16 protein-coding genes are annotated in these 19,379 nt (G+C 59.2%); 5 read left to right on the top strand and 11 right to left on the bottom strand.

All coding sequences use genetic code 11. The features are described 5' to 3' along the window. Positions 1-198: 198 nt before the first annotated feature. Entirely contained in the window at positions 199-1,734 is a 1,536-nt protein-coding gene (locus DXY16_RS10990; protein ID WP_115121378.1) for a bifunctional orotidine-5'-phosphate decarboxylase/orotate phosphoribosyltransferase, read from the bottom strand. 235 nt (positions 1,735-1,969) lie between these two features. Here DXY16_RS10990 and DXY16_RS10995 point away from each other — a divergent pair, with 235 nt between their 5' ends. After that, the gene (locus DXY16_RS10995; RefSeq protein WP_115121269.1) at positions 1,970-3,583 is read left to right on the top strand and encodes a photosystem II high light acclimation radical SAM protein; all 1,614 of its coding nucleotides are present in this window, start codon (positions 1,970-1,972) and stop codon (positions 3,581-3,583) included. Here DXY16_RS10995 and DXY16_RS11000 read toward each other — a convergent pair. The 3 genes from DXY16_RS11000 to DXY16_RS11010 all read right to left on the bottom strand — a co-directional run bounded on the left by DXY16_RS11000 (position 3,547) and on the right by DXY16_RS11010 (position 6,281). Next, positions 3,547-4,527 carry a CPBP family intramembrane glutamic endopeptidase gene (locus DXY16_RS11000; RefSeq protein ID WP_371410910.1) on the bottom strand — a complete coding sequence of 327 codons (981 nt, stop codon included), beginning with the start codon at positions 4,525-4,527 and terminating at the stop codon, positions 3,547-3,549. The two genes, DXY16_RS10995 and DXY16_RS11000, sit on opposite strands and share 37 nt — an antisense overlap. A gap of 18 nt (positions 4,528-4,545) precedes the next feature. Beyond that, entirely contained in the window at positions 4,546-4,860 is a 315-nt protein-coding gene (clpS, locus tag DXY16_RS11005; protein ID WP_115121380.1) for an ATP-dependent Clp protease adapter ClpS, read from the bottom strand. 194 nt (positions 4,861-5,054) lie between these two features. Continuing rightward, the gene (locus tag DXY16_RS11010) at positions 5,055-6,281 is read right to left on the bottom strand and encodes an LL-diaminopimelate aminotransferase (protein WP_115121381.1); all 1,227 of its coding nucleotides are present in this window, start codon (positions 6,279-6,281) and stop codon (positions 5,055-5,057) included. A 97-nt stretch (positions 6,282-6,378) separates the two neighbouring features. Here DXY16_RS11010 and DXY16_RS11015 point away from each other — a divergent pair, with 97 nt between their 5' ends. The 3 genes from DXY16_RS11015 to DXY16_RS11025 all read left to right on the top strand — a co-directional run bounded on the left by DXY16_RS11015 (position 6,379) and on the right by DXY16_RS11025 (position 11,883). After that, positions 6,379-9,048 (top strand): TIGR03960 family B12-binding radical SAM protein, encoded by a 2,670-nt coding sequence (locus tag DXY16_RS11015; protein ID WP_115121382.1) that lies wholly within the window; start codon positions 6,379-6,381, stop codon positions 9,046-9,048. A gap of 278 nt (positions 9,049-9,326) precedes the next feature. Further along, entirely contained in the window at positions 9,327-11,285 is a 1,959-nt protein-coding gene (locus DXY16_RS11020) for an Rne/Rng family ribonuclease (protein WP_115121270.1), read from the top strand. Positions 11,286-11,298: 13 nt separating this feature from the next. Beyond that, positions 11,299-11,883, top strand: a complete 585-nt coding sequence (locus tag DXY16_RS11025) for a ribonuclease HII (RefSeq protein WP_115121271.1) — start codon at positions 11,299-11,301, stop codon at positions 11,881-11,883. Positions 11,884-11,892: 9 nt separating this feature from the next. Here the strand turns inward: DXY16_RS11025 and DXY16_RS11030 are convergent, their stop codons facing one another. After that, a complete protein-coding gene (locus DXY16_RS11030; protein ID WP_244281663.1) occupies positions 11,893-12,414 on the bottom strand; it encodes a DUF1997 domain-containing protein in 522 nt (173 codons plus the stop codon). A gap of 50 nt (positions 12,415-12,464) precedes the next feature. Here DXY16_RS11030 and pheA point away from each other — a divergent pair, with 50 nt between their 5' ends. After that, entirely contained in the window at positions 12,465-13,307 is an 843-nt protein-coding gene (gene pheA / locus DXY16_RS11035; RefSeq protein WP_115121273.1) for a prephenate dehydratase, read from the top strand. A 7-nt stretch (positions 13,308-13,314) separates the two neighbouring features. On the opposite strand, the gene DXY16_RS11040 is transcribed toward pheA, so the two are convergent. From DXY16_RS11040 to fusA, 6 genes are all read right to left on the bottom strand, one after another. After that, positions 13,315-13,893, bottom strand: a complete 579-nt coding sequence (locus tag DXY16_RS11040) for a phosphoribosyltransferase (protein WP_198410758.1) — start codon at positions 13,891-13,893, stop codon at positions 13,315-13,317. A 23-nt stretch (positions 13,894-13,916) separates the two neighbouring features. Further along, the gene (locus tag DXY16_RS11045; RefSeq protein ID WP_115121274.1) at positions 13,917-14,867 is read right to left on the bottom strand and encodes a methyltransferase domain-containing protein; all 951 of its coding nucleotides are present in this window, start codon (positions 14,865-14,867) and stop codon (positions 13,917-13,919) included. Continuing rightward, positions 14,867-15,517, bottom strand: coding sequence for an LON peptidase substrate-binding domain-containing protein (locus DXY16_RS11050; protein ID WP_115121275.1), 651 nt, complete (start codon positions 15,515-15,517; stop codon positions 14,867-14,869). Before DXY16_RS11050 ends, DXY16_RS11045 begins: the two co-directional genes overlap by 1 nt. 58 nt (positions 15,518-15,575) lie before the next feature. Further along, complete coding sequence (gene rpsJ / locus DXY16_RS11055) at positions 15,576-15,896, bottom strand: 30S ribosomal protein S10 (protein ID WP_006042265.1); 321 nt, start codon at positions 15,894-15,896, stop codon at positions 15,576-15,578. A gap of 153 nt (positions 15,897-16,049) precedes the next feature. After that, entirely contained in the window at positions 16,050-17,249 is a 1,200-nt protein-coding gene (gene tuf / locus DXY16_RS11060) for an elongation factor Tu (RefSeq protein ID WP_115121276.1), read from the bottom strand. Between the two features lie 42 nt (positions 17,250-17,291). After that, positions 17,292-19,367 carry an elongation factor G gene (gene fusA / locus DXY16_RS11065; RefSeq protein WP_115121277.1) on the bottom strand — a complete coding sequence of 692 codons (2,076 nt, stop codon included), beginning with the start codon at positions 19,365-19,367 and terminating at the stop codon, positions 17,292-17,294. Positions 19,368-19,379 lie beyond the last annotated feature (12 nt).

Below are 19,379 nucleotides of genomic sequence, written 5' to 3' on the forward strand. Positions count from 1 at the left end.
TGCCAGCCAGTCGCGCCGGAGCGCTGTTGGATGGTGGTGGTCATGAGAACGGAAAACGCCGGTGGGCCAGGGCCCAATGGCTTGTAAAGAAAGTCGGTTTCCCGACCTGGTCAATGTAAAGGACTTTTGCGCAATGTGAACTTGATTCATGGTGCGCTCAGCCTCAGCGGCTCTGATGGCTTTGATTAGCTGAGCTGATCAGTTGTTGCAGGCGTTGAGCTCTTGCGCTTGGGACGTGCTGATGCGTCCTGTCTCGACCAGCACTGTGCTGATCGTTTCAAGCGTGAGCACCGCGTGCAGCCGCAGTCCTTCGGACTGAAGTCGTTGCTTAGCGCGGGGGTCATGCCGGCCACCATGGTCGAGGAAAACGACCACATCGCTCACCTTCAGCTCGGAGGATGTGAGCTTGGCAATGCCCTCCAGCACGCTGCCTCCTGAGATCAGGATGTCGTCGACCACCACGACTGTGTCCCCTGCGTTGAATTCCCCTTCCACGAGCCGTCTGGTGCCATGGGCTTTCACCTCCTTGCGCGGATAGATCAGGGGCTTGTGCAGTTGGAGAGAGAGGCCGGTGGCGGTGGGTAGGGAGCCGTAGGGAATGCCTGCGATTCGGTCGAAGTTGAGCGTTCGCAGTACCCGGGAATAGCAGTCGAGTACGCGATGAAAGAGGGCTGGGTCCGAGATGATCTGACGCAGATCCACGTAGTAATTGAGGATTGCTCCACTGGCTTGTTTGAATTCACCAAACAACAGGCAGCGAATATCAAACAGGTCAATGATCAGATCCCTTAGTTCCGGATCGGTGCCTGTTTGAGCTGAAGGCTCCCCATTTGCTGTGTCGCTCTGCGCTGAAGGTTGATCGGCGTGGGGCCAGATCCTGCATTGCACAGATTGCAGCTGGCTTTGTTCCACTCGAGCCTCGAGATGCTCGGAGCGGATGCGATTGATCCGTTGCTTCAGGGCGGTTGTCTGGTCGCTGATGTTGCTGTCGTTCAGAAGACTCTGAGGCAGAGGCAGCAGGAGACCATCCCCGGCCTCATTGAGCCCACTGGCCAGTAGTCGCTCAAGATTGCCTTCTTCTCCCCAGAGAGATCGCAGCATCACGAATCGCTCTGGGGCGGCCTTGCGAACACGTCCGAGGATGGTCGGATCGCTCGTGCCGACTTCGAGAAGAAGTTGATCCGGTGTCCCCCATCGCTGACTTTCGCCTACCACCATCAGATACAGAGGCCGCTCCTCATCGGGGTAGTGCTGCAGGCTTCTGGCCGCCGGATTGGAACTGTGGCAATTGATCACCACAGCCTTGCCTGGATAGAGCAAGAACGGAGCGGCAATGTCTTGTCCTGCAAAGGGATTGAGCGTGACTGCGTCAGCCTGCAGGGTTTGGAATAAATAGGCGGCGATGGCGCTTGAGCTGTTGAGATCGCCGTGTTTGATGTCGATGATCAGGGGCAGATCAGGAGGTAACAGTTCGCGCACCTCCATCAGCAGGTCAACGCCGGCTGATCCCATCGCTTGGTAGAAGCCAAGGCTGGGTTTGTAGGCGCAAACGTGATCTGAGGTGGCCTCAATCACGAATTTGCACCATGCCCGCGCTTGACTCAGTAGTGAGCTCCCACCCAGGCCTCGGGGGGTCGCCCAGTTGCGCAGCATCTCCGGGTTGGGATCCAGTCCGGTGATCAGTAGGGACTGCCTACTGGTCATCGCCTCGGTGAGTGCCGTGAAGAATCCCATGGCGCTCAGTGGTGGTTGAAACCAGATTGGGCTGTTGTGCCCTTCTGCGTCTCGTTCCATCCAACAAATGAATCAATTGCAGTGTCGTCAGCAGAAACAGACGTCCGTCGAGGCGTTGCTGAATGCTCTGGCAGCTGGCCAAGGGCACTGGGTCGACTCGGCACGCTGATCTGGTCGAACGATTGTTAGCGTCAATTCACGTTTGAGCCGCTGCTGAGACGCCGCGACCCTCTGCATGGCTTTCGAACCGTCGTCTTCAGCTGAATCATCCGGAGCGGCTGCCGCTGAGCGGGTCCTCCTCGTGCGTCTTCCCTGCAATCCAATTTTTCCGATCGGTCCGATCTATTTGGCCGATCATCTGCACAAGTGTTTTCCGGGGCTCCCGCAGCGCATCCTCGATCTGGCGGCCCTACCAGTACTCGATGTGGCACGAGTGTTGGCAACGGTTGTGGACCAGTTTCGTCCCACTCTTCTGGTTTTCTCTTGGCGCGATATTCAGATTTATGCGCCCGTGGATGGTCGCGGAGGCAATCCATTGCAGAACTCCTTTGAGGTGTTTTACGCCCGCAATCCCTTCAAGCGTGTGCGGGGGGCTTTGGGCGGACTTCGCTTGATGACTAGCCATTACGGTGAGCTGTGGCGAAACCAGCGCTTAGTGCGGTTGGGTTTGGGCAGGGCCCGCCGTCATCACCCCGCGGCCCGGGCCGTGCTCGGGGGTGGTGCAGTCAGCGTGTTTTATGAGCAGTTGGGACGTTCGTTGCCCAAGGGCACGATCGTGTCACTGGGGGAAGGTGAGCCCCTGCTCGAGAAGCTTCTTGCGGGTGGCTCTCTGGACCACGAGCGTTGCTTCGTGGTTGGCGATCGACCACGGCCTGGCTTGATTCACGAACAGCCTGAAAGTCGTCCGAAAACCGCCTGCGATTACGACTACATCGCTTCGATTTGGCCCCAGCTTGACTGGTATCTGGAGGGGGGTGACTTCTACGTTGGCGTGCAAACCAAGCGTGGTTGTCCGCACAATTGCTGTTACTGCGTTTACACCGTGGTGGAGGGCAAGCAGGTGCGCCTCAATCCGGTGCAAGAAGTCGTGAAAGAGATGCGTCAGCTCTACGACCGAGGCGTGCGCGGGTTTTGGTTTACCGATGCTCAATTTATTCCAGCTCGGCGTTATATCGAGGATGCCAAGCAGTTGCTACGCGCGATTAAGGCGGAGGGATTGACCGACATTCGCTGGGCGGCCTACATCCGTGCCGACAATCTTGATCCGGAGCTCGCCCAGCTGATGGTGGAGACCGGCATGAGTTATTTCGAGATCGGCATCACCTCTGGTTCTCAGGAGCTCGTGCGCAAGATGCGCATGGGGTACAACCTGCGCACCGTGCTGGAAAGCTGCCAGATGCTCGCTGATGCAGGGTTTCGAGATCACGTTTCGGTGAATTACTCCTTCAATGTGATTGATGAACGTCCGGAAACGATCCGCCAGACGATCGCCTACCACCGGGCGATGGAGAGCATCTTTGGGGCAGAGCGTGTCGAGCCTGCAATCTTTTTCATCGGGCTTCAGCCCCACACCCATCTCGAGCAGTACGGCTTCGATCAGGGACTGATCAAGCCTGGTTACAACCCGATGAGCATGATGCCCTGGACGGCTCGCAAGCTGCTCTGGAATCCCGAGCCAATGGGCAGTGTTTTCGGACGGGTCTGTCTCGAGGCCTTTGATCGCGATCCCAGCAACTTTGGCCGCACTGTGATGGATCTGTTGGAGCGAGATTACGGTCAGGCTCCCTTGGAGCAAGCCCTGCGAGCTCCTGTTCAGGGGCGTGCTGCTTTGGCCAATGCTGTGAGCTGAAAGGCCAGCACCACCATCATGGCCAGAATGCCGACCAGTCCTCCTAGGGGATTCGCCTCGGGGCCGGTGAGCCAAAGCGGAGATTGAGGCGACCATTGGATCAGGCCCGCCTGAAGGGCGAACCAGCCTCCAACCAGGCCGCCATGTAAGCCGATGCATCCCCAAAGGGATCCCTGGTGCAATCGGCGGCTCATCGCCAGGGCCATCCCCATCAGAAATAATCCCAGCAGGAGCCCAAGCATGGGCCAGAACCCGAGGTTGAAGCGGGTGTGCGCCAGGCTGAAAATAAGGGCTTGGATCGGCATCGCTCGTCTCGAGCCGATCAGCAGCGTCAGCTCTCCCCAAAGCCAACCGCGGAATAGCAGTTCTTCCACGAATCCCACCCCGAAGCCGAGCAATACGGCGTTGATCAGTTCAGGCAGGGTGAGATCGCCGAGCCAGTAGCCCCAGTGACCTCCGAGGCTGATCAGGCTGATCAGAAGCAGCAGGGCCGCAGCCAAGCCCAGGCCATTGAGCAGGGCGCGACTCCCCTGCGGACCTTTTCTGCTGCCGCTCAAACCCAGCTCTCGCCAGGGGTGGCGCGTGCCCCAGCGGATGCGCACCCAGCTCGGCAGCACCAGTAGTAAGAGCGCGAAGCTGACCCCTGTGCCCATCAGGTCCCTGGTCACTGTTGGCAGTGCCGGAAGTAGTTGGGCGACCGGTTGCATCACCAGCCAGCCCAGCCCATACAGAATCGGGATCAGGGTGACGGTGGGGATCCAGCTCGAGGGTTGCTTCAGCCATGCCGTCCAGCCTGGATGGAACCGTTGTCTGGCTCGTTGCGGTCCTGCGTTGCGTGTGCCGCCCCCGCTGGGAGCTTCGCTGCTCTCGAGGCCAGCCTCGATCTCAGCTCTGTGCTGGCTCAGCTCGTTGTTCTCAGCGTTGTTGGCTGGCTGTTCAGGCATCCCTGGGCGTCTCCCCACTCAGCTTTCCGGCTCGAGGGTGCTGGTGAGACCTTTGGCTTTAAGGGTCTCGCAATAGAACTCTGCGGGTTCGAGGTCACACACGATCACCAAGCCAACTCCGGTGTTGTGGGCTTCGAGCATGACGGCCATGGCATCTTGCTCGCTGAGTTGAGGCACCACCTGCTGCAGGGTGGTGACCACATATTCCATGGTGTTGAGCGGATCGTTATGCAGCAGCACCTTGTAGAGGGGTGATCGCTTGCGCACCCGCTCGGTCTGCTTATCGAGAACGGCAGCTCCGCCGGGGCCTGGGCTTGTGCTATTCACCGCCATGGCCACGATGCTTGGACGGAACCCAATGTAAATGGGGGGTCTCGGGATCGCTGTGAAAAACATCCTTCTGTCGGCCGTCATGGCCGATCACTGACGTGGACTGGTCCTTGGTCTGCAGTGGATCATCGCCCACCTCGATAAGGCAGGCGGTGTGTGGTTTTTGCTGATCTTGCTCTTCTGCGCCTTAGACGGGATCAAAGGGCACGGATCCGGCGCATGGCCTCATCCACATTGGCGCGGCTGTTGAAGGCCGAGAGGCGGAAATAGCCTTCGCCGGCTGCACCAAAGCCACTGCCGGGGGTTCCCACCACGTTGGCCTTTTGGAGCAAATGATCGAAGAAACCCCAGGAATCGATTCCTGAGGGAGTCTTCAGCCACACGTAAGGAGCATGTTCACCACCGTGAACCTCGATGCCTGCTGCGCTGAGTTCACGGCGGATGATCGCCGCATTCTCCATGTAGAAATTCACCAGGGCCTTGATCTCCTGCTGGCCCTGGTCGGAGTACACAGCTTCGGCACCGCGCTGGATGATGTAGCTCACACCATTGAATTTGGTGCTCTGGCGCCGGTTCCACAGTCCCCAGAGTTCAACCTCCGAGCCATCGTCTGCTTTGCCCTTCAGTCCCTTGGGGACCACCGTGTAGGCGCAGCGTGTTCCTGTGAAGCCTGCATTCTTGGAGAACGAACGGAATTCGATTGCACAGTCCCGTGCTCCTTCGATCTCATAAATCGAATGCGGCAGACCAGGGTCCTGGATGAAGGCCTCGTAGGCCGCATCAAACAGGATCAGGGAGCCGTTGGCGAGGGCGAAGTCCACCCAAGCTTTGAGCTGCTCCTTGGTGGCGACGGCACCGGTGGGGTTGTTTGGAAAGCAGAGATAGATCAGGTCAACCGGTTCGTTAGGGATCTGGGCTGCGAAGCCGTTGTCGGCGCTGATGGGTAGATAGCTCAGGCCTCCGTAACGCCCGTTATCACCTGCTTCACCAGTGCGGCCGGCCATCACATTGCTGTCGACATAGACGGGGTACACCGGATCGGTGACGGCGATGCGGTTACCACTGCCAAGGATGTCGAGGATGTTGCTGCTGTCACACTTCGAGCCGTCAGAGACAAAGATTTCCTCAGGGCTGATCTGGCAACCGCGAGCCTGAAAATCGTGTTTGGCGATTGCGTCACGCAGCCAGCCGTACCCCTGTTCGGGGCCGTAACCGTGGAAGCCTGCATTGGTGCCCATCTCATCGATGGCGGCCTTCATCGCTTCGCGGCAGGCGAGCGGCAGGGGTTCGGTTACATCGCCGATGCCCAGGCGAATGAGGCCCGAATTGGGATTGGCCTCGCTGAAGCTTTTGACGCGACGGGCGATCTCTGGGAAGAGATAACCAGCCTTGAGTTTGAGGTAGTTGCTGTTGACCTGAACCACGGAATCACTTGGTGTCTTGCCGGGCATCCTGCTATGCGACGTGGCTTGACGTCGGCTTCCCTTGGCTTCTTACGATGGAGTCACTGCCCCGCTGGCCATGACCGTCGCGTCTCCGAGCCTGGAGCCAGTCGATTTCAGCAGTCTGGTTGATTCAGGCATTAATCGTCCTGCCCGCTATATGGGGCATGAACTAGGGGTGGAGCCCCGCGATTGGTTTGCGGCAAGAGTTCGCTGGGCTCTCACCTATCCAGAGATCTATGAGGTGGGCTCCAGCAATCTGGGCCACATCATCCTTTATTCGATTCTCAATGCTGTGCCGGGGCAGCTTTGTGATCGCGCTTATTTGCCAGCAGCTGACCTGGCGACACGTCTGCGGGAGCGGCAGCAGGCGTTGTTCGCCGTCGAGAGCCGTCGACCGCTGCCGGCCTTTGACATTCTTGGTTTCAGTCTCAGCTACGAACTCGGCGCCACCAACATCCTGGAGATGCTTGATTTGGCATGGGTTCCGCAGCGGGCCTGTGATCGTGGAGACCTGCCTCTTGGTGATCCTCAGGCTCCTCCTCTGATCTTTGCGGGTGGTCCCACTGCGACCAGCAACCCCGAGCCCTATGCGGCCTTTTTCGATTTCTTTGCCCTGGGAGATGGTGAAGAGCTTCTGCCTGAGATCGGTCTGGTGGTGGCCGAGGCCAAGGCTGAAAATTGGAAGCGCTCACGCCTGCTCCATGACTTGGCCCAGGTGCCTGGTGTCTATGTGCCGTCTCTGTATGCCCCAGGAAAGGATGGGGTGACGGTCGAGCCACTGCATCCGGATCTCCCTCGTCGTCCGTTGCGGCGGGTGGCCACGCCGATGCCCCATTACGCGATGGGCCTTGTGCCCCATGTGGAGACGGTGCATGACCGGCTCACCGTTGAGATCAGGCGCGGTTGCACCCGGGGCTGCCGCTTTTGTCAGCCCGGCATGTTGACCCGGCCAGCCCGGGATGTGGAGCCGGAGGCCGTGATCGAAGCAGTGGAGACCGGGATGAAGCGCACCGGATACAGCGATTTCTCCCTGCTTTCGCTCAGCTGCAGCGATTATCTGGCTCTCCCAGCCGTTGGTGTGGAGCTGCGCAACCGCTTAGCGGATCAGAACGTCACCCTTCAATTGCCCAGTCAGCGGGTCGATCGTTTCGACGATGACATTGCCCACATCCTTGGAGGAGGGCGTCAGGCTGGCCTGACCTTCGCGCCCGAGGCGGGCACCCAACGTCTGCGCGACATCGTCAACAAGGGACTGACAGACGATGACTTGCTCAACGGCATCCGCACAGCGATGCAGAACGGCTATCGCAAGGTGAAGCTCTACTTCATGATCGGCTTACCAGGCGAGACGGATGACGATGTGCTCGGCATCGTCGACACCTGCGTGATGCTTCAACAGAGCTGTCGTGATCTGGGTCGCCTCTCCCTCAACATCACCATCAGTAATTTCACCCCTAAGCCACACACCCCCTTTCAGTGGCACAGCGTTTCGACGGCGGAGTTCGAACGCCGTCAGAGGCTGTTGCGGGATGCGGCGCGACGCCTCCGTGGCGTGCGCTTCAACTTCACTGATGTGCGGTTGTCGGCGATGGAAGACTTTGTTGGTCGGGGTGATCGACGTCTCGCAGCGGTGATCGAAGCCGCCTGGCGGGCGGGAGCTGGCATGGATGCCTGGTTTGAGGCGCTTGATCGCACCTACACCGCTTGGACGGAGGCCATTGCTGCTGCTGGTCTGGAAGGGCGATATCGCGATCTGGAACTTGGAGGCTGGGGAGCGGCCAATGCCTTGAGTGCCGCCGATCTCGAGAGCTTTTGCTCCCAGCCACTGCCCTGGGATCACATCGATTCAGGCATTGAGAAGACCTGGCTAGCGGAGGACCTTCAGCGCGCACTGGCAGCTGCAGTGGTGCCGGACTGTTCTTTTGATGGCTGTAGCAGCTGTGGTGTCTGCGGACCTGACTTGGGGCACAACGTGGTTGTGCCCCCTCCGAGCATTCCAGTCCAGCGGCCCAGTCAGGCACCCGGCAGTGCAAGGGTCTGCCGGATCCGTTTTCAGTTCAGTAAGACAGGCTCCATGGCTCTCCTCAGTCATCTCGATGTGGTGCGCATGCTTGAGCGATCCCTGCGTCGGACAGGCTTGCCGGTGAGTTTCACCGGAGGCTTCCATCCGCTGCCCCGTCTGCAGCTGGCCCTGGCCCTCCCCCTTGGTGTGGAAGCCCATGGGGAATGGATGGATCTGGAGTTTCTAGACGTGGTCGATCCCGAGCAGGTGATGACGCTCTGGCAAAGGGCTCTGCCCAACGAGTTCCGATTGCTGTCGGCCAAAGTGGTTCCGGTGTCGGAATCAAGCCTGTCCCAACGCCTGGAGTCTGCTGTTTGGGGCTTCAGGCTGTCTCGGCTCAGTGGTTCGGATTCTGCTTCGGAGGTTCGATTCGCGGCTGCGGTTCAGAAGGGGTGCACGGCCTTAATGGCTGGGCAACAGTTGATCTGGAAGGACACCGACAAGAAGGGAAGGCCGCGTGAACGGGACTGCCGACCATTTCTGCTCAATCTTCAGCTGCATCCCGATCAGCATGAGCAACCTGCTCCCACTGGCGTTGATGCTGTGGAGTTGCAGTTGCATGCCGCAATTGATCCAATGGGACGCAGCCTCAAGCCGCTGCAGATTCAGTCTTGGCTAAGTGAGGAGCTGGGGATGGAGCTGCAACTGGAGCAGGTGCAACGAAGCGCTCTGCTGCTGCAGTAACAGGAAGGGCCCGGTGCTAAGTTGACTTCAAGACGAAAGGCTTTGGGCGTTATCGCCATTGCCACGTCCCGACCTTTCACTTCCCAGATCCTGAGGAACGAGAGGCCCATCGCCTCCGGTACTTCGACCCGTCAGCGTCGAAGCCGAGTGCCAATCAGAGGAGTTTTAGCTCCGCTTCATTCCAAGGCTTCGGCCCAAATCTTTCCTTTCACCCAACCCTTGGACCAATTGGTCATGGGCTGGACTTACGCCCCTGTGGGCGATCCCTGAACGTTTCCATGCCTCAGCAGATTGTCATCGCCGAGCAGCTGCGCATCGCAGCGTTGCTCTCTGATGAACGGGTTGATGAACTCATTGTTGCCCAAGGTCGGTATCAGATCGGCGACGTTTATCTCGGCACTGTTGAGAACGTCCTGCCGGGAATTGATGCAGCTTTCGTCAACATTGGTGAGAGTGAGAAAAATGGTTTCATTCATGTCACCGATCTCGGCCCCCTGCGCCTGAAAAAAGGCTCGGCAGGCATCACCGAGTTGCTTGAGCCCCGCCAGAAGGTGCTGGTGCAGGTGATGAAGGAACCCACCGGTACCAAAGGGCCGCGGTTGACGGGCAACCTTGCTTTGCCTGGCCGTTATCTCGTGCTGCAGCCGAGTGGCCAGGGTGTGAATATCTCCCGCCGCATTGCCGCTGAAGGGGAACGCAACCGTTTGCGGGCCCTTGGGGTGCTGGTCAAGCCGCCAGGGGCCGGCTTGCTGATCCGCACCGAAGCCGAAGGGATCAGTGAAGAACTGCTGATCGATGACCTTGAGGCTCTTCTTCGCCAGTGGGAGGCGATTCAGAAGGCCGCCGAGTCGGCTGTTCCGCCTGTGCTGCTGAATCGTGACGAGGATTTTATTCATCGCATCCTGCGGGACCATGCCTCCCCTGAGCTGATGCGGGTGGTGCTCGATGATTCAGCGGCTGTTGATCGGGTGCAGGAGTTCCTCGGACAGGACGACAGCAATGTGTTGGTGGAAGCCCACAGCGAACCCTCAGAGCTGCTGGAGCACTTCAAGGTCAACGCGGCCATCCGTGATGCCCTCAAGCCCCGAGTTGATCTGCCTTCTGGTGGCTACGTGATCATCGAGCCCACGGAGGCGCTCACGGTGATCGACGTCAACTCCGGTTCGTTCACCCGTTCCGCCAATGCTCGAGAGACGGTGCTCTGGACCAACTGTGAGGCGGCTGTTGAGATCGCTCGTCAGCTCAAACTGCGCAACATCGGTGGAGTGATCATCGTCGATTTCATCGACATGGATTCACGGCGTGATCAGTTGCAGTTGCTGGAGCACTTCACCGCCGCCATCCGTGACGATGCTGCACGCCCTCAGATCGCCCAGCTTTCCGAACTCGGCCTGGTGGAGCTCACCCGCAAGCGCCAAGGGCAGAACATCTATGAACTGTTTGGCCGGGCTTGTCCCAGCTGCGGAGGACTCGGCCATGTCGCCGTTTTGCCAGGGAAAGATCTCCTACAGCCTTTAGCCACCGCCTCCGGAATGGTGCGTTCGGCTGCATCGGCTCGCGCTGAAGTCGTCCCCGCTGGCGAAGGTGGCAGCCGCCGCCGCCGGGGTGGTCGTGGCCGCTCTGCCCCCCAAGTGGCTGCGGTGTCGGAGGGAACGGCTGAACCGTCCAACACAGCGATCGACGAGGCGGCTGTTCCCGCTGTCAGCCCTGCAGTCGAAGCACCGACGCGTCGCCCGGAACCTGAATTGGTTGCCGTTCCGATGAGTGATGACCAGGAGCAGGTGTTTGGTTGGCTTGGCCTCAGCCCTGCTCTGCTTCTCGAGAATCCGCCAGAAACCGAGAACCTGATGGTGCGTGTGGTTCGTCCAGGCGATAGCGAGGAAGCGGTGCTGGAACAGGCTCGTCAGCAACTGGCAACCAGCTCCGGCCGCCGTCGCCGCCGGGGTGGTCGTGGAGTGAGTCGTGGCAATGGCCGTTCCAGTGCTGCCTCCGATGCGAATGGCAAGGCTTCGCTGCCTGACGAGTCATCCGCCCCATTGCTGGTTGAGATCACACCTCTAGAAGCCACAATTCCTGCAGTGGATCCGAGCCCTGCGCCTCAGTCCACCCTGTCCACTGCCGCCGTTGAATCGACAGCAGCAGTATCTCCTCCTGAGGCAGAACCGGCGGAAGCCGATAGTGGAGAGCAGGAGCCGCGTCGTCGTCGTCGTCGCTCCTCGGCTGCAGTCGCTGATTAAGGGCGATCCACTGATGACGGCCTGGGAGGCAGGAGTCGATGAGGTGGGTCGCGGTTGCTGGTTCGGCCCCGTCTTCGCGGGAGCCGTCGTGTTGTCGACCCAGGCAGCGATCGAACTGCGTCAGTTGGGCCTCACCGATAGCAAAGCGCTCACTCCACGAAAGCGGGCGCGGCTCGTGCCTTTGATCGAAAGTGCTGCGACTGCCTGGGCGCTTGGTCAGGCCTCTGCCCTAGAGGTGGATGGCCATGGCATTCGCACAGCCACGGAGCTCGCCATGCTGCGTGCCCTGCAGCGTTTGCCCTTGCAGCCTGCACTCGTGCTGGTCGATGGGGTGTTGCCTCTGCGACTCTGGCCCCATCCGCAGCAGACGATCGTTCGCGGTGATAGCAGCAACGCGGCCATTGCGGCCGCAAGCGTGCTGGCGAAGGAGGCCCGGGATGCACTGATCCGACGCTTGGCGGAACGATTCCCCTCGTATGGGCTGGAACGCCATGCCGGATATGGAACGGCCATTCATCGCCAAGCCCTGCTCTCTCAAGGCCCAACAGCGATGCATCGGCGTTCGTTTCTGAAGAAGGTGTTGCCGCCGCTCGGCTGAACCGCGCGTTCAGTCGACGCTGGTGGAGGCGCACCATTGCTTGAAATCACAGACAAGCTGGCGACCAACTCTTCCTTTGATGGTGAGCAGGATTCCATTGAGGATTGATTCCCCAGTACTTTCCAGCACCTTGCGCGGGATCAGGCGCAGCAGCGGTGGCTGGCTGACCGCGACTCCGAGAGTGGCAACGCCTTTGAGGCCCGTGCTGCTGGCTTCCAGAACAGATTCCAGGCTGAGTTGAAAATCGTCGACCAAACCGAGCCCTTCAAGCTGGGCATCGACCGCTCGCATGATCAGGGTCTGTCCCTCCCGGAGCACTTCCAGAGACACCACAGGTTTGACCTGCAACTGGAAAACCTGAATGGTGGTCACCGTGTAGCGGTAATGACCCGGTTGGATCAGGGAGAGCTGGCTGGGATCGAGCAAAGCCTTCACCACCCGATCCTCTTCCTGCAGATAGTCCGGCAGGCGATCAATCTCGGCTTGTACCGGCAGATCAAGCTGCTGGCTGGCGCTGAAGGCCAGAGGCATGGGCGTTGGCTGACGCGGCATGATCCTATCGAGTGTTTGTGCGCCTACCGATGCCGAACTCAGTGGCATTCCTTGGCCCCGAGGGCACCTACGGAGAGCGTGCGGCCCTTGCGTTGCTGAGGCTGGAAGGATTGGAGCATGCCCAGCTTGTGCCCTGTGTTGGTTTGCGTTCCGTTGTGGAGCATGTGGCGGATGGGCGCTGTGATGCGGCTGTCGTGCCGGTTGAGAACTCCGTTGAGGGCGGCGTCACCGCCAGCCTTGATGCGCTCTGGTCCAATCCCGATCTCTGCATCCGTCGTGCCCTAGTGCTGCCAATCCGCCATGCGTTGCTGAGCAGCGGCCGGCTTGAAGAGATCTCAGAGGTGTTGTCCCATCCCCAGGCCCTCGCTCAGTGCAGTGGTTGGCTTGCCAAACACCTGCCCGATGCCCTGCAGCTAGCGACCACCTCCACCGCTGAGGCGGCTCGGATGGTGCAGGGAAGTCGCTTCCGCGCCGCGATTGCCAGTCATTCGCTCCATCAGCAGGGCGAGCTGTCGGAGCTGGCGTTTCCGATCAATGATGCACCCGGTAACTGCACTCGTTTTCTGTTCTTACAGCGAGGGGAGCGACGTCAGGATGGAGACGTTGCCAGCCTGGCCTTCTCCCTGCATCGCAATGCACCTGGAGCCCTTCTCGAGGCTCTTGCGGCAGTGGCAGACCTGGCCATGAATATGAGTCGGATTGAATCGCGGCCCTCAAAGCGTGAGCTCGGTGAGTATGTGTTCTTTGTGGATGTGGAGCTGCCCGACGGGGGGGGGACATTGCTGCATCAGCTCACGCAAAGACTTCTCCCCCTTTGTGAGCATCTGGCCCACTTTGGTGCCTATCCCAGTAGCGAATTGGAGGAAAGCTGACTGGAGCTCATTTTGCGTCGCCCGATCCCTCAGGAAGGGGTTGCAGTTGGCTTGGGTGCAAGTGTTCCCATCGTTCGAACGGTTGTACAACCCAAGGATTGCCGGGCAGTTCCATGGCCCAGAAGTCGGGCTTTATCCGGCTGCTCGTTTTGAGCCAAAGCACTGCGGTTTTGATCAACTCCGGTTGCAGAGTCTCCTGAAGCCAGTGTCGGGATGCATGCAGGGTGTCACCACTGTCGACCAGGTCGTCCACCAGTAGCAGCTTCGGGCCGAGGGCCTCGCAGGTGTGGGCTAGCTGGTTCCCAATCCTGAGTTCTTCCTGCGCACGGCCATTCCCTCCCCCATAGCTGCTGGCGGCCATGATCACCAGGGGCCGCTTGAACAGACGGGAGAGCGTGTCTCCCACCCGTAGCCCCCCTCTAGAGAGGGCGACGACCTGATCAAAGCTGTGTCCGGAGTGCAGCAGCTGCAGGGCGAGATGTTCAATCAGACGGTGGTAATGCGCCCAGCTCACCCGCAGTTCCCCATCACTGGGATCGCAGATGGGCTCTGGCCTAAGAGGTTTCTCAACGACAGGTTTAACCACAGCTTTGCGGAGTATCGATCGAATCAGGTTTGGCCTCGAGAGCTGCGGAAGACACCGAACTGCATCAGCCCGGTCGCGAAGGCCCAATGCATCAGCAGCAAGGTTGGAGTCTCTCTCAAGCCTTGGAATAAGGCCGATGGTCCTAGCCGCAGGACCACTCCAGGGCGGCGGACCCCTTCGGCGATCGAATCGATCCAGGAGGGGAGGGTGGCCTTGGTCCAATCATCCACCTGAATCGCTCCGCGTTGGTGGATGCTCGCCACCAGGTTGTGGTGAAACCCCTTGATGCTGGAGAACTCGGGATGGGCCCATTGGGTGAGGAGATGGTGCATCACCGAGCGTTCGATTGCGTTCATCTCGCCATCGCTTGGGTCTCGCCGGTTCCAGTCCGCGACTGCCAGAGTTCCGCCAGATTTCAAGACCCTCAGCAGCTCATCGGCATAGCGCTGCTTGTCAGGCATGTGAGGCCCTGCCTCAACGCTCCAGACGGCATCGAACTGCTGATCATCCAGTTTCAGATCGAGCGCATCCATCACGGCAAAGCGGCAGGTGCTTGCCTCTGGGGTCAAGGCTGTGGCTCTGGCGACCTGTGCTGGGCTGATGCTGATCCCGAGCACGTTAAAGCCGTAATCGCGGGCGAGGATCCGTGCACTGCCGCCGATCCCACACCCCACGTCGAGCACGCTGGAGCCTGCGGGGAGTTGGTCGAGACCACTCCAGTGCACAAGGGCATGCACGAAGTCGGCCTTGGCGTCTCGGAAATCGCGTTGACGTGGCGGGTCACCATAGTGACCGAGGTGCACATGCTCACCCCAAAGAGATTCCAGCAGGCGATCGTTTGTCCAGGCGTCGTAGGCCGCCGCCACACTGTCGCTCGAGTGATAGGCGCGATTGCGCTTGGTCCAAACGACCACGCCAGCAACGATCGCAACAGACAGGGCTACGGCGACCCCGAGCACAGCTGAGGTATTCATCAGTCGACGTTGGCCAGGGTGTCGCGCAGCACGGTGCGAGCGGCAAGCTGACGCCGGGTCTCATCGAGCATCTCGAATTCCAGCTTCAGGCGCTCGCTGGTATCAGTGAGTTCGAGTAGCTCTTGCTGTTGTTCAGCGACTGGTCCACCGAGATGGGCCCCAATCCAGAACGACAACTCTCGCGGCAGTTCAGGTAGGTCTTCAGGCAGTGCTGCTGGCGAGTCGGTGAGTTTGCCAGTCAGTTCCACAACATCTCTGAGGGCTTGGCTGACGTTCTGGGCAAGTTCTGTGAGCTGGTCGCGGTCCTCGACAGGATCGTCTTCGATCCAACTCACCATTGCCGTCCTGTAGGGGGCCTCACGGACCACGTCAAGCACGCGGAACCTTTGCTGGCCGAGGGTGACAATATTGCTCCGGCCATCATCTGATGTCTGATGCTGAAGGATCTCAGCGCAGCATCCAATCGATGCCATGGTCTGAGTGTTCGGGTTCCAGCGCACCACACCGAAGCGGCGATCATCCTCCAAAACGGTCTGCAGCATCATTCGATAGCGAGACTCGAAGATGTGCAATGGCAACACGTCCCTAGGGAACAGGACGATATCCGGCAGAGGGAAGAGGGGTAACTCTCTGACGGACAGGTCAGCCACTAGAGATGGATTCCGAGAACGATGATTTTAGGCAGCTGGCCTAAAGGGCGTGGAGAGCTCAGAGCTTGACTTCGATGTCAACGCCACTGGGTAGATCCAACTTCATCAGGGCGTCGATCGTTTTAGCCGAAGGGCTGTAGATGTCGATGATCCTGCGATGGGTACGGGTCTCAAAGTGCTCGCGAGAATCCTTATCCACGTGGGGAGAACGCAGGACGCAGTAGATCTTGCGCTTTGTCGGCAAGGGGATGGGACCGATGGCGGTTGCAGCCGTGTTGTCGGCGGTTTCAATGATTTTGTCGCAGGAGAGATCCAGCATGCGGCGGTCAAACGCCTTCAGGCGGATGCGGATCTTCTGCTGAGCAATGGCGGTGGACATAGGAAGCGCAGAGACGGTTCCCGCAGGGAACGGAGAGAGTGAGTTGTCGAGGTTCAGACGCTGCCATCAACGAGGGCAGCACCGTTGCTGAAAACTGTAAGGGATGGGTGGGTCGCGAACGACGCACCCATCACCTCAATCAAGCGATCGTGATCACTCGATGATTTTGGAGACCACGCCGGCGCCGATGGTGCGACCGCCCTCGCGGATAGCGAAGCGCATGCCGGTTTCCATGGCCACTGGGCAGATCAGCTCACCGGTCATCTTGATGCGATCACCAGGCATCACCATCTCAACAGCACTGCCGTCATCGGCGGTGAATGCAGTGATCTGACCGGTCACGTCAGTGGTACGAATGTAGAACTGCGGGCGGTAGCCAGCAAAGAAGGGGGTGTGGCGGCCACCTTCTTCCTTCTTTAGAACGTAGACCTCACCTTCGAATTTGGTGTGGGGCGTGATCGAACCGGGCTTCACCAGCACCATGCCGCGTTCGATATCTTCTTTCTGGATACCGCGGAGCAGAAGGCCGCAGTTGTCTCCAGCCATTCCTTCGTCGAGGAGCTTCCTGAACATCTCAACACCGGTAACGGTGGTTTTGCGAGGTTCACGAATGCCAACGATTTCGATCTCCTCACCAACTTTGACCTTGCCACGCTCGATACGACCGGTTGCGACTGTTCCGCGACCAGTGATGGAGAACACGTCTTCGACAGCCATCAGGAAGGGCTTGTCGACCTCGCGCTCAGGCTCGGGGATGTTGGCATCCACCGCAGCCATCAGCTCTTCAATCTTCGCTTCCCACTCAGCTTCACCTTCAATCGCCTTCAGGCCAGAGACCTGGATGACGGGGATGTCGTCACCGGGGAAGTCGTAGCTGGAGAGCAGCTCACGGATTTCCATTTCGACCAGTTCGATGATCTCTTCGTCATCGACCATGTCGCACTTGTTCAGAGCCACCACCAGCGCAGGCACGCCCACCTGCTTGGCAAGAAGAATGTGCTCCTTGGTCTGTGCCATCGGGCCGTCTGTGGCGGCGCAGACCAGGATGGCGCCGTCCATCTGGGCGGCACCGGTGATCATGTTCTTGACGTAGTCCGCGTGGCCGGGGCAGTCCACGTGGGCATAGTGACGGGTATCGGTTTCGTACTCGACGTGGGCGGTGTTGATGGTGATGCCGCGCTCACGCTCTTCGGGGGCACCGTCGATATCGGCATAGTCTTGAACTTCGGCTTGACCCTTCTTGGCGAGCACGTTGGTGATCGCAGCCGTGAGGGTGGTTTTGCCGTGGTCAACGTGGCCAATGGTGCCAATGTTGACGTGGGGCTTGTTCCTTTCGAACTTCTCGCGAGCCATTTTGTTTAAAGAATCGGGGGTGGATTTAAGGGGGGGTAGAGATCAGGAATTGCCCTGATTCTTGGAGATGATGGCCTCTGCCACATTGCGAGGAACATCCTCATAGTGGCTGAATTCCATCGAGAAAATACCCCGACCCTGGGTCATGGATCGGAGCTCGGTGGCGTAGCCGAACATCTCAGCCAAGGGTACCTTGGCCGAGACCTTTGACGTGCCATCGTCAATCGCCTGACCTTCGACCTGGCCTCGACGGGAGGAGAGGTCGCCAATGACCGAGCCAAGGAAATCCTCGGGGACCTCAACCTCGACCTTCATCATCGGTTCAAGCAGCACAGGATTGCACTTCTTGACCGCATCTTTGAAAGCCATCGAACCGGCGATTTTGAACGCCATTTCCGATGAGTCCACATCGTGATATGAACCATCGACCATGGTGACTTTCACGTCGATCATCGGGAAGCCTGCAATCACGCCGGATTCGCATGTTTCCTTCATGCCCATTTCGGAGGGCTTGATGAATTCCTTGGGAACGACGCCGCCAACAATCTTGTTGACAAATTCGAAGCCGGATTCAGGCTCGCCCGGCTCCATTTCGATCACCACGTGGCCGTACTGACCCTTACCGCCGGTCTGGCGGGAGAACTTGCCCTCGCCCCGTGACGAGGCACGGATGGTTTCGCGGTAGGACACCTGAGGCGCGCCGATGTTGGCCTCCACCTTGAATTCACGGAGCATCCGGTCGACAAGGATTTCCAGGTGCAGTTCGCCCATGCCAGCGATCACGGTCTGACCTGTTTCAGAGTCGGTGCGCACGCGGAAGGTTGGATCTTCCTCGGCCAGAGACACCAGGGCTTTGGAGAGTTTCTCCATGTCACCCTTGGTCTTCGGTTCAACCGCAACGGAGATCACCGGTTCGGGAACGAACAGGGTCTCGAGAACGATCGGGTCGTCAACAGCACAGAGTGTGTCGCCGGTGGTGGTGGCCTTCAGGCCGAGCACAGCTCCCAGATCTCCGGCTCGAAGTGCATCAACCTCTTCGCGGTCGTCCGCCTTGAGCACCACCAAGCGCGAGATGCGCTCTTTACTGTCTTTGGTGGAGTTCAGGACGTAACTGCCCTTCTCAAGGACACCCGAGTACATCCGCACAAAGGTGAGCTTGCCGTAGGGATCGGCCATCACCTTGAAGGCGAGGGCGCTGAAAGGGGCTTTGTCGTCGGAAGGTCGAACGGCTTCTTTGCCGTTGGGAAGCAAACCTTGAATCGGTGGAACGTCAACAGGAGCCGGCAGGTAATCAACAACGGCGTCGAGAACTAGCTGAACTCCTTTGTTCTTGAAGGCTGAGCCGCAGAGCACAGGCACCAAACCATGCTTCAAGACGCCTTCGCGGATGCCGCGCTTGAGCTCTTCAATACTGAGCTCTCCGGTTTCAAGGAATTTCTCGATCAGAGTCTCATCGTTTTCCGCAACTGTTTCCATCAACACGTTGCGCCACTCATCTACCTCATCCTTCATGGAGGCAGGAACATCGGTGACTTCGATGTTTTGGCCGAGATCGTCTTTGTAGATATGCGCCTGGTTGGCCACCAGGTCGATGATTCCACTCAGCTCACCTTCAGCACCGATCGGAAGCTGGATCGGTACGGCGTTGGCCTTGAGACGATCCTTGATTTGGCCATGGACCTTCAGGAAGTCGGCGCCGGTGCGGTCCATCTTGTTGACGAACACCATGCGGGGCACGGAGTAACGGTCGGCTTGACGCCAGACAGTCTCTGACTGGGGTTGAACACCACCCACTGCACAGAAGACGGCGATCACACCGTCGAGAACCCGCATGGAACGCTCCACCTCAATGGTGAAGTCCACGTGACCAGGGGTATCAATGATATTGATCCGATGGTCGTTCCAACTGGTGGAGATCGCAGCGGCGGTGATGGTGATGCCCCGCTCACGCTCTTGGGCCATCCAATCGGTGACAGCTGCACCGTCGTGCACCTCGCCGATCTTGTGCACCACACCGGAATAGAACAGAATCCGTTCGGTCGTGGTGGTTTTGCCCGCGTCAATGTGGGCGGCGATACCAATATTTCTGACGCGTTCCAGGGGAAAGGCGCGAGCCACAAAAAACTCCGG

Source organism: Synechococcus sp. UW105 (assembly GCF_900473935.1).
GTDB lineage: Bacteria > Cyanobacteriota > Cyanobacteriia > PCC-6307 > Cyanobiaceae > Synechococcus_C.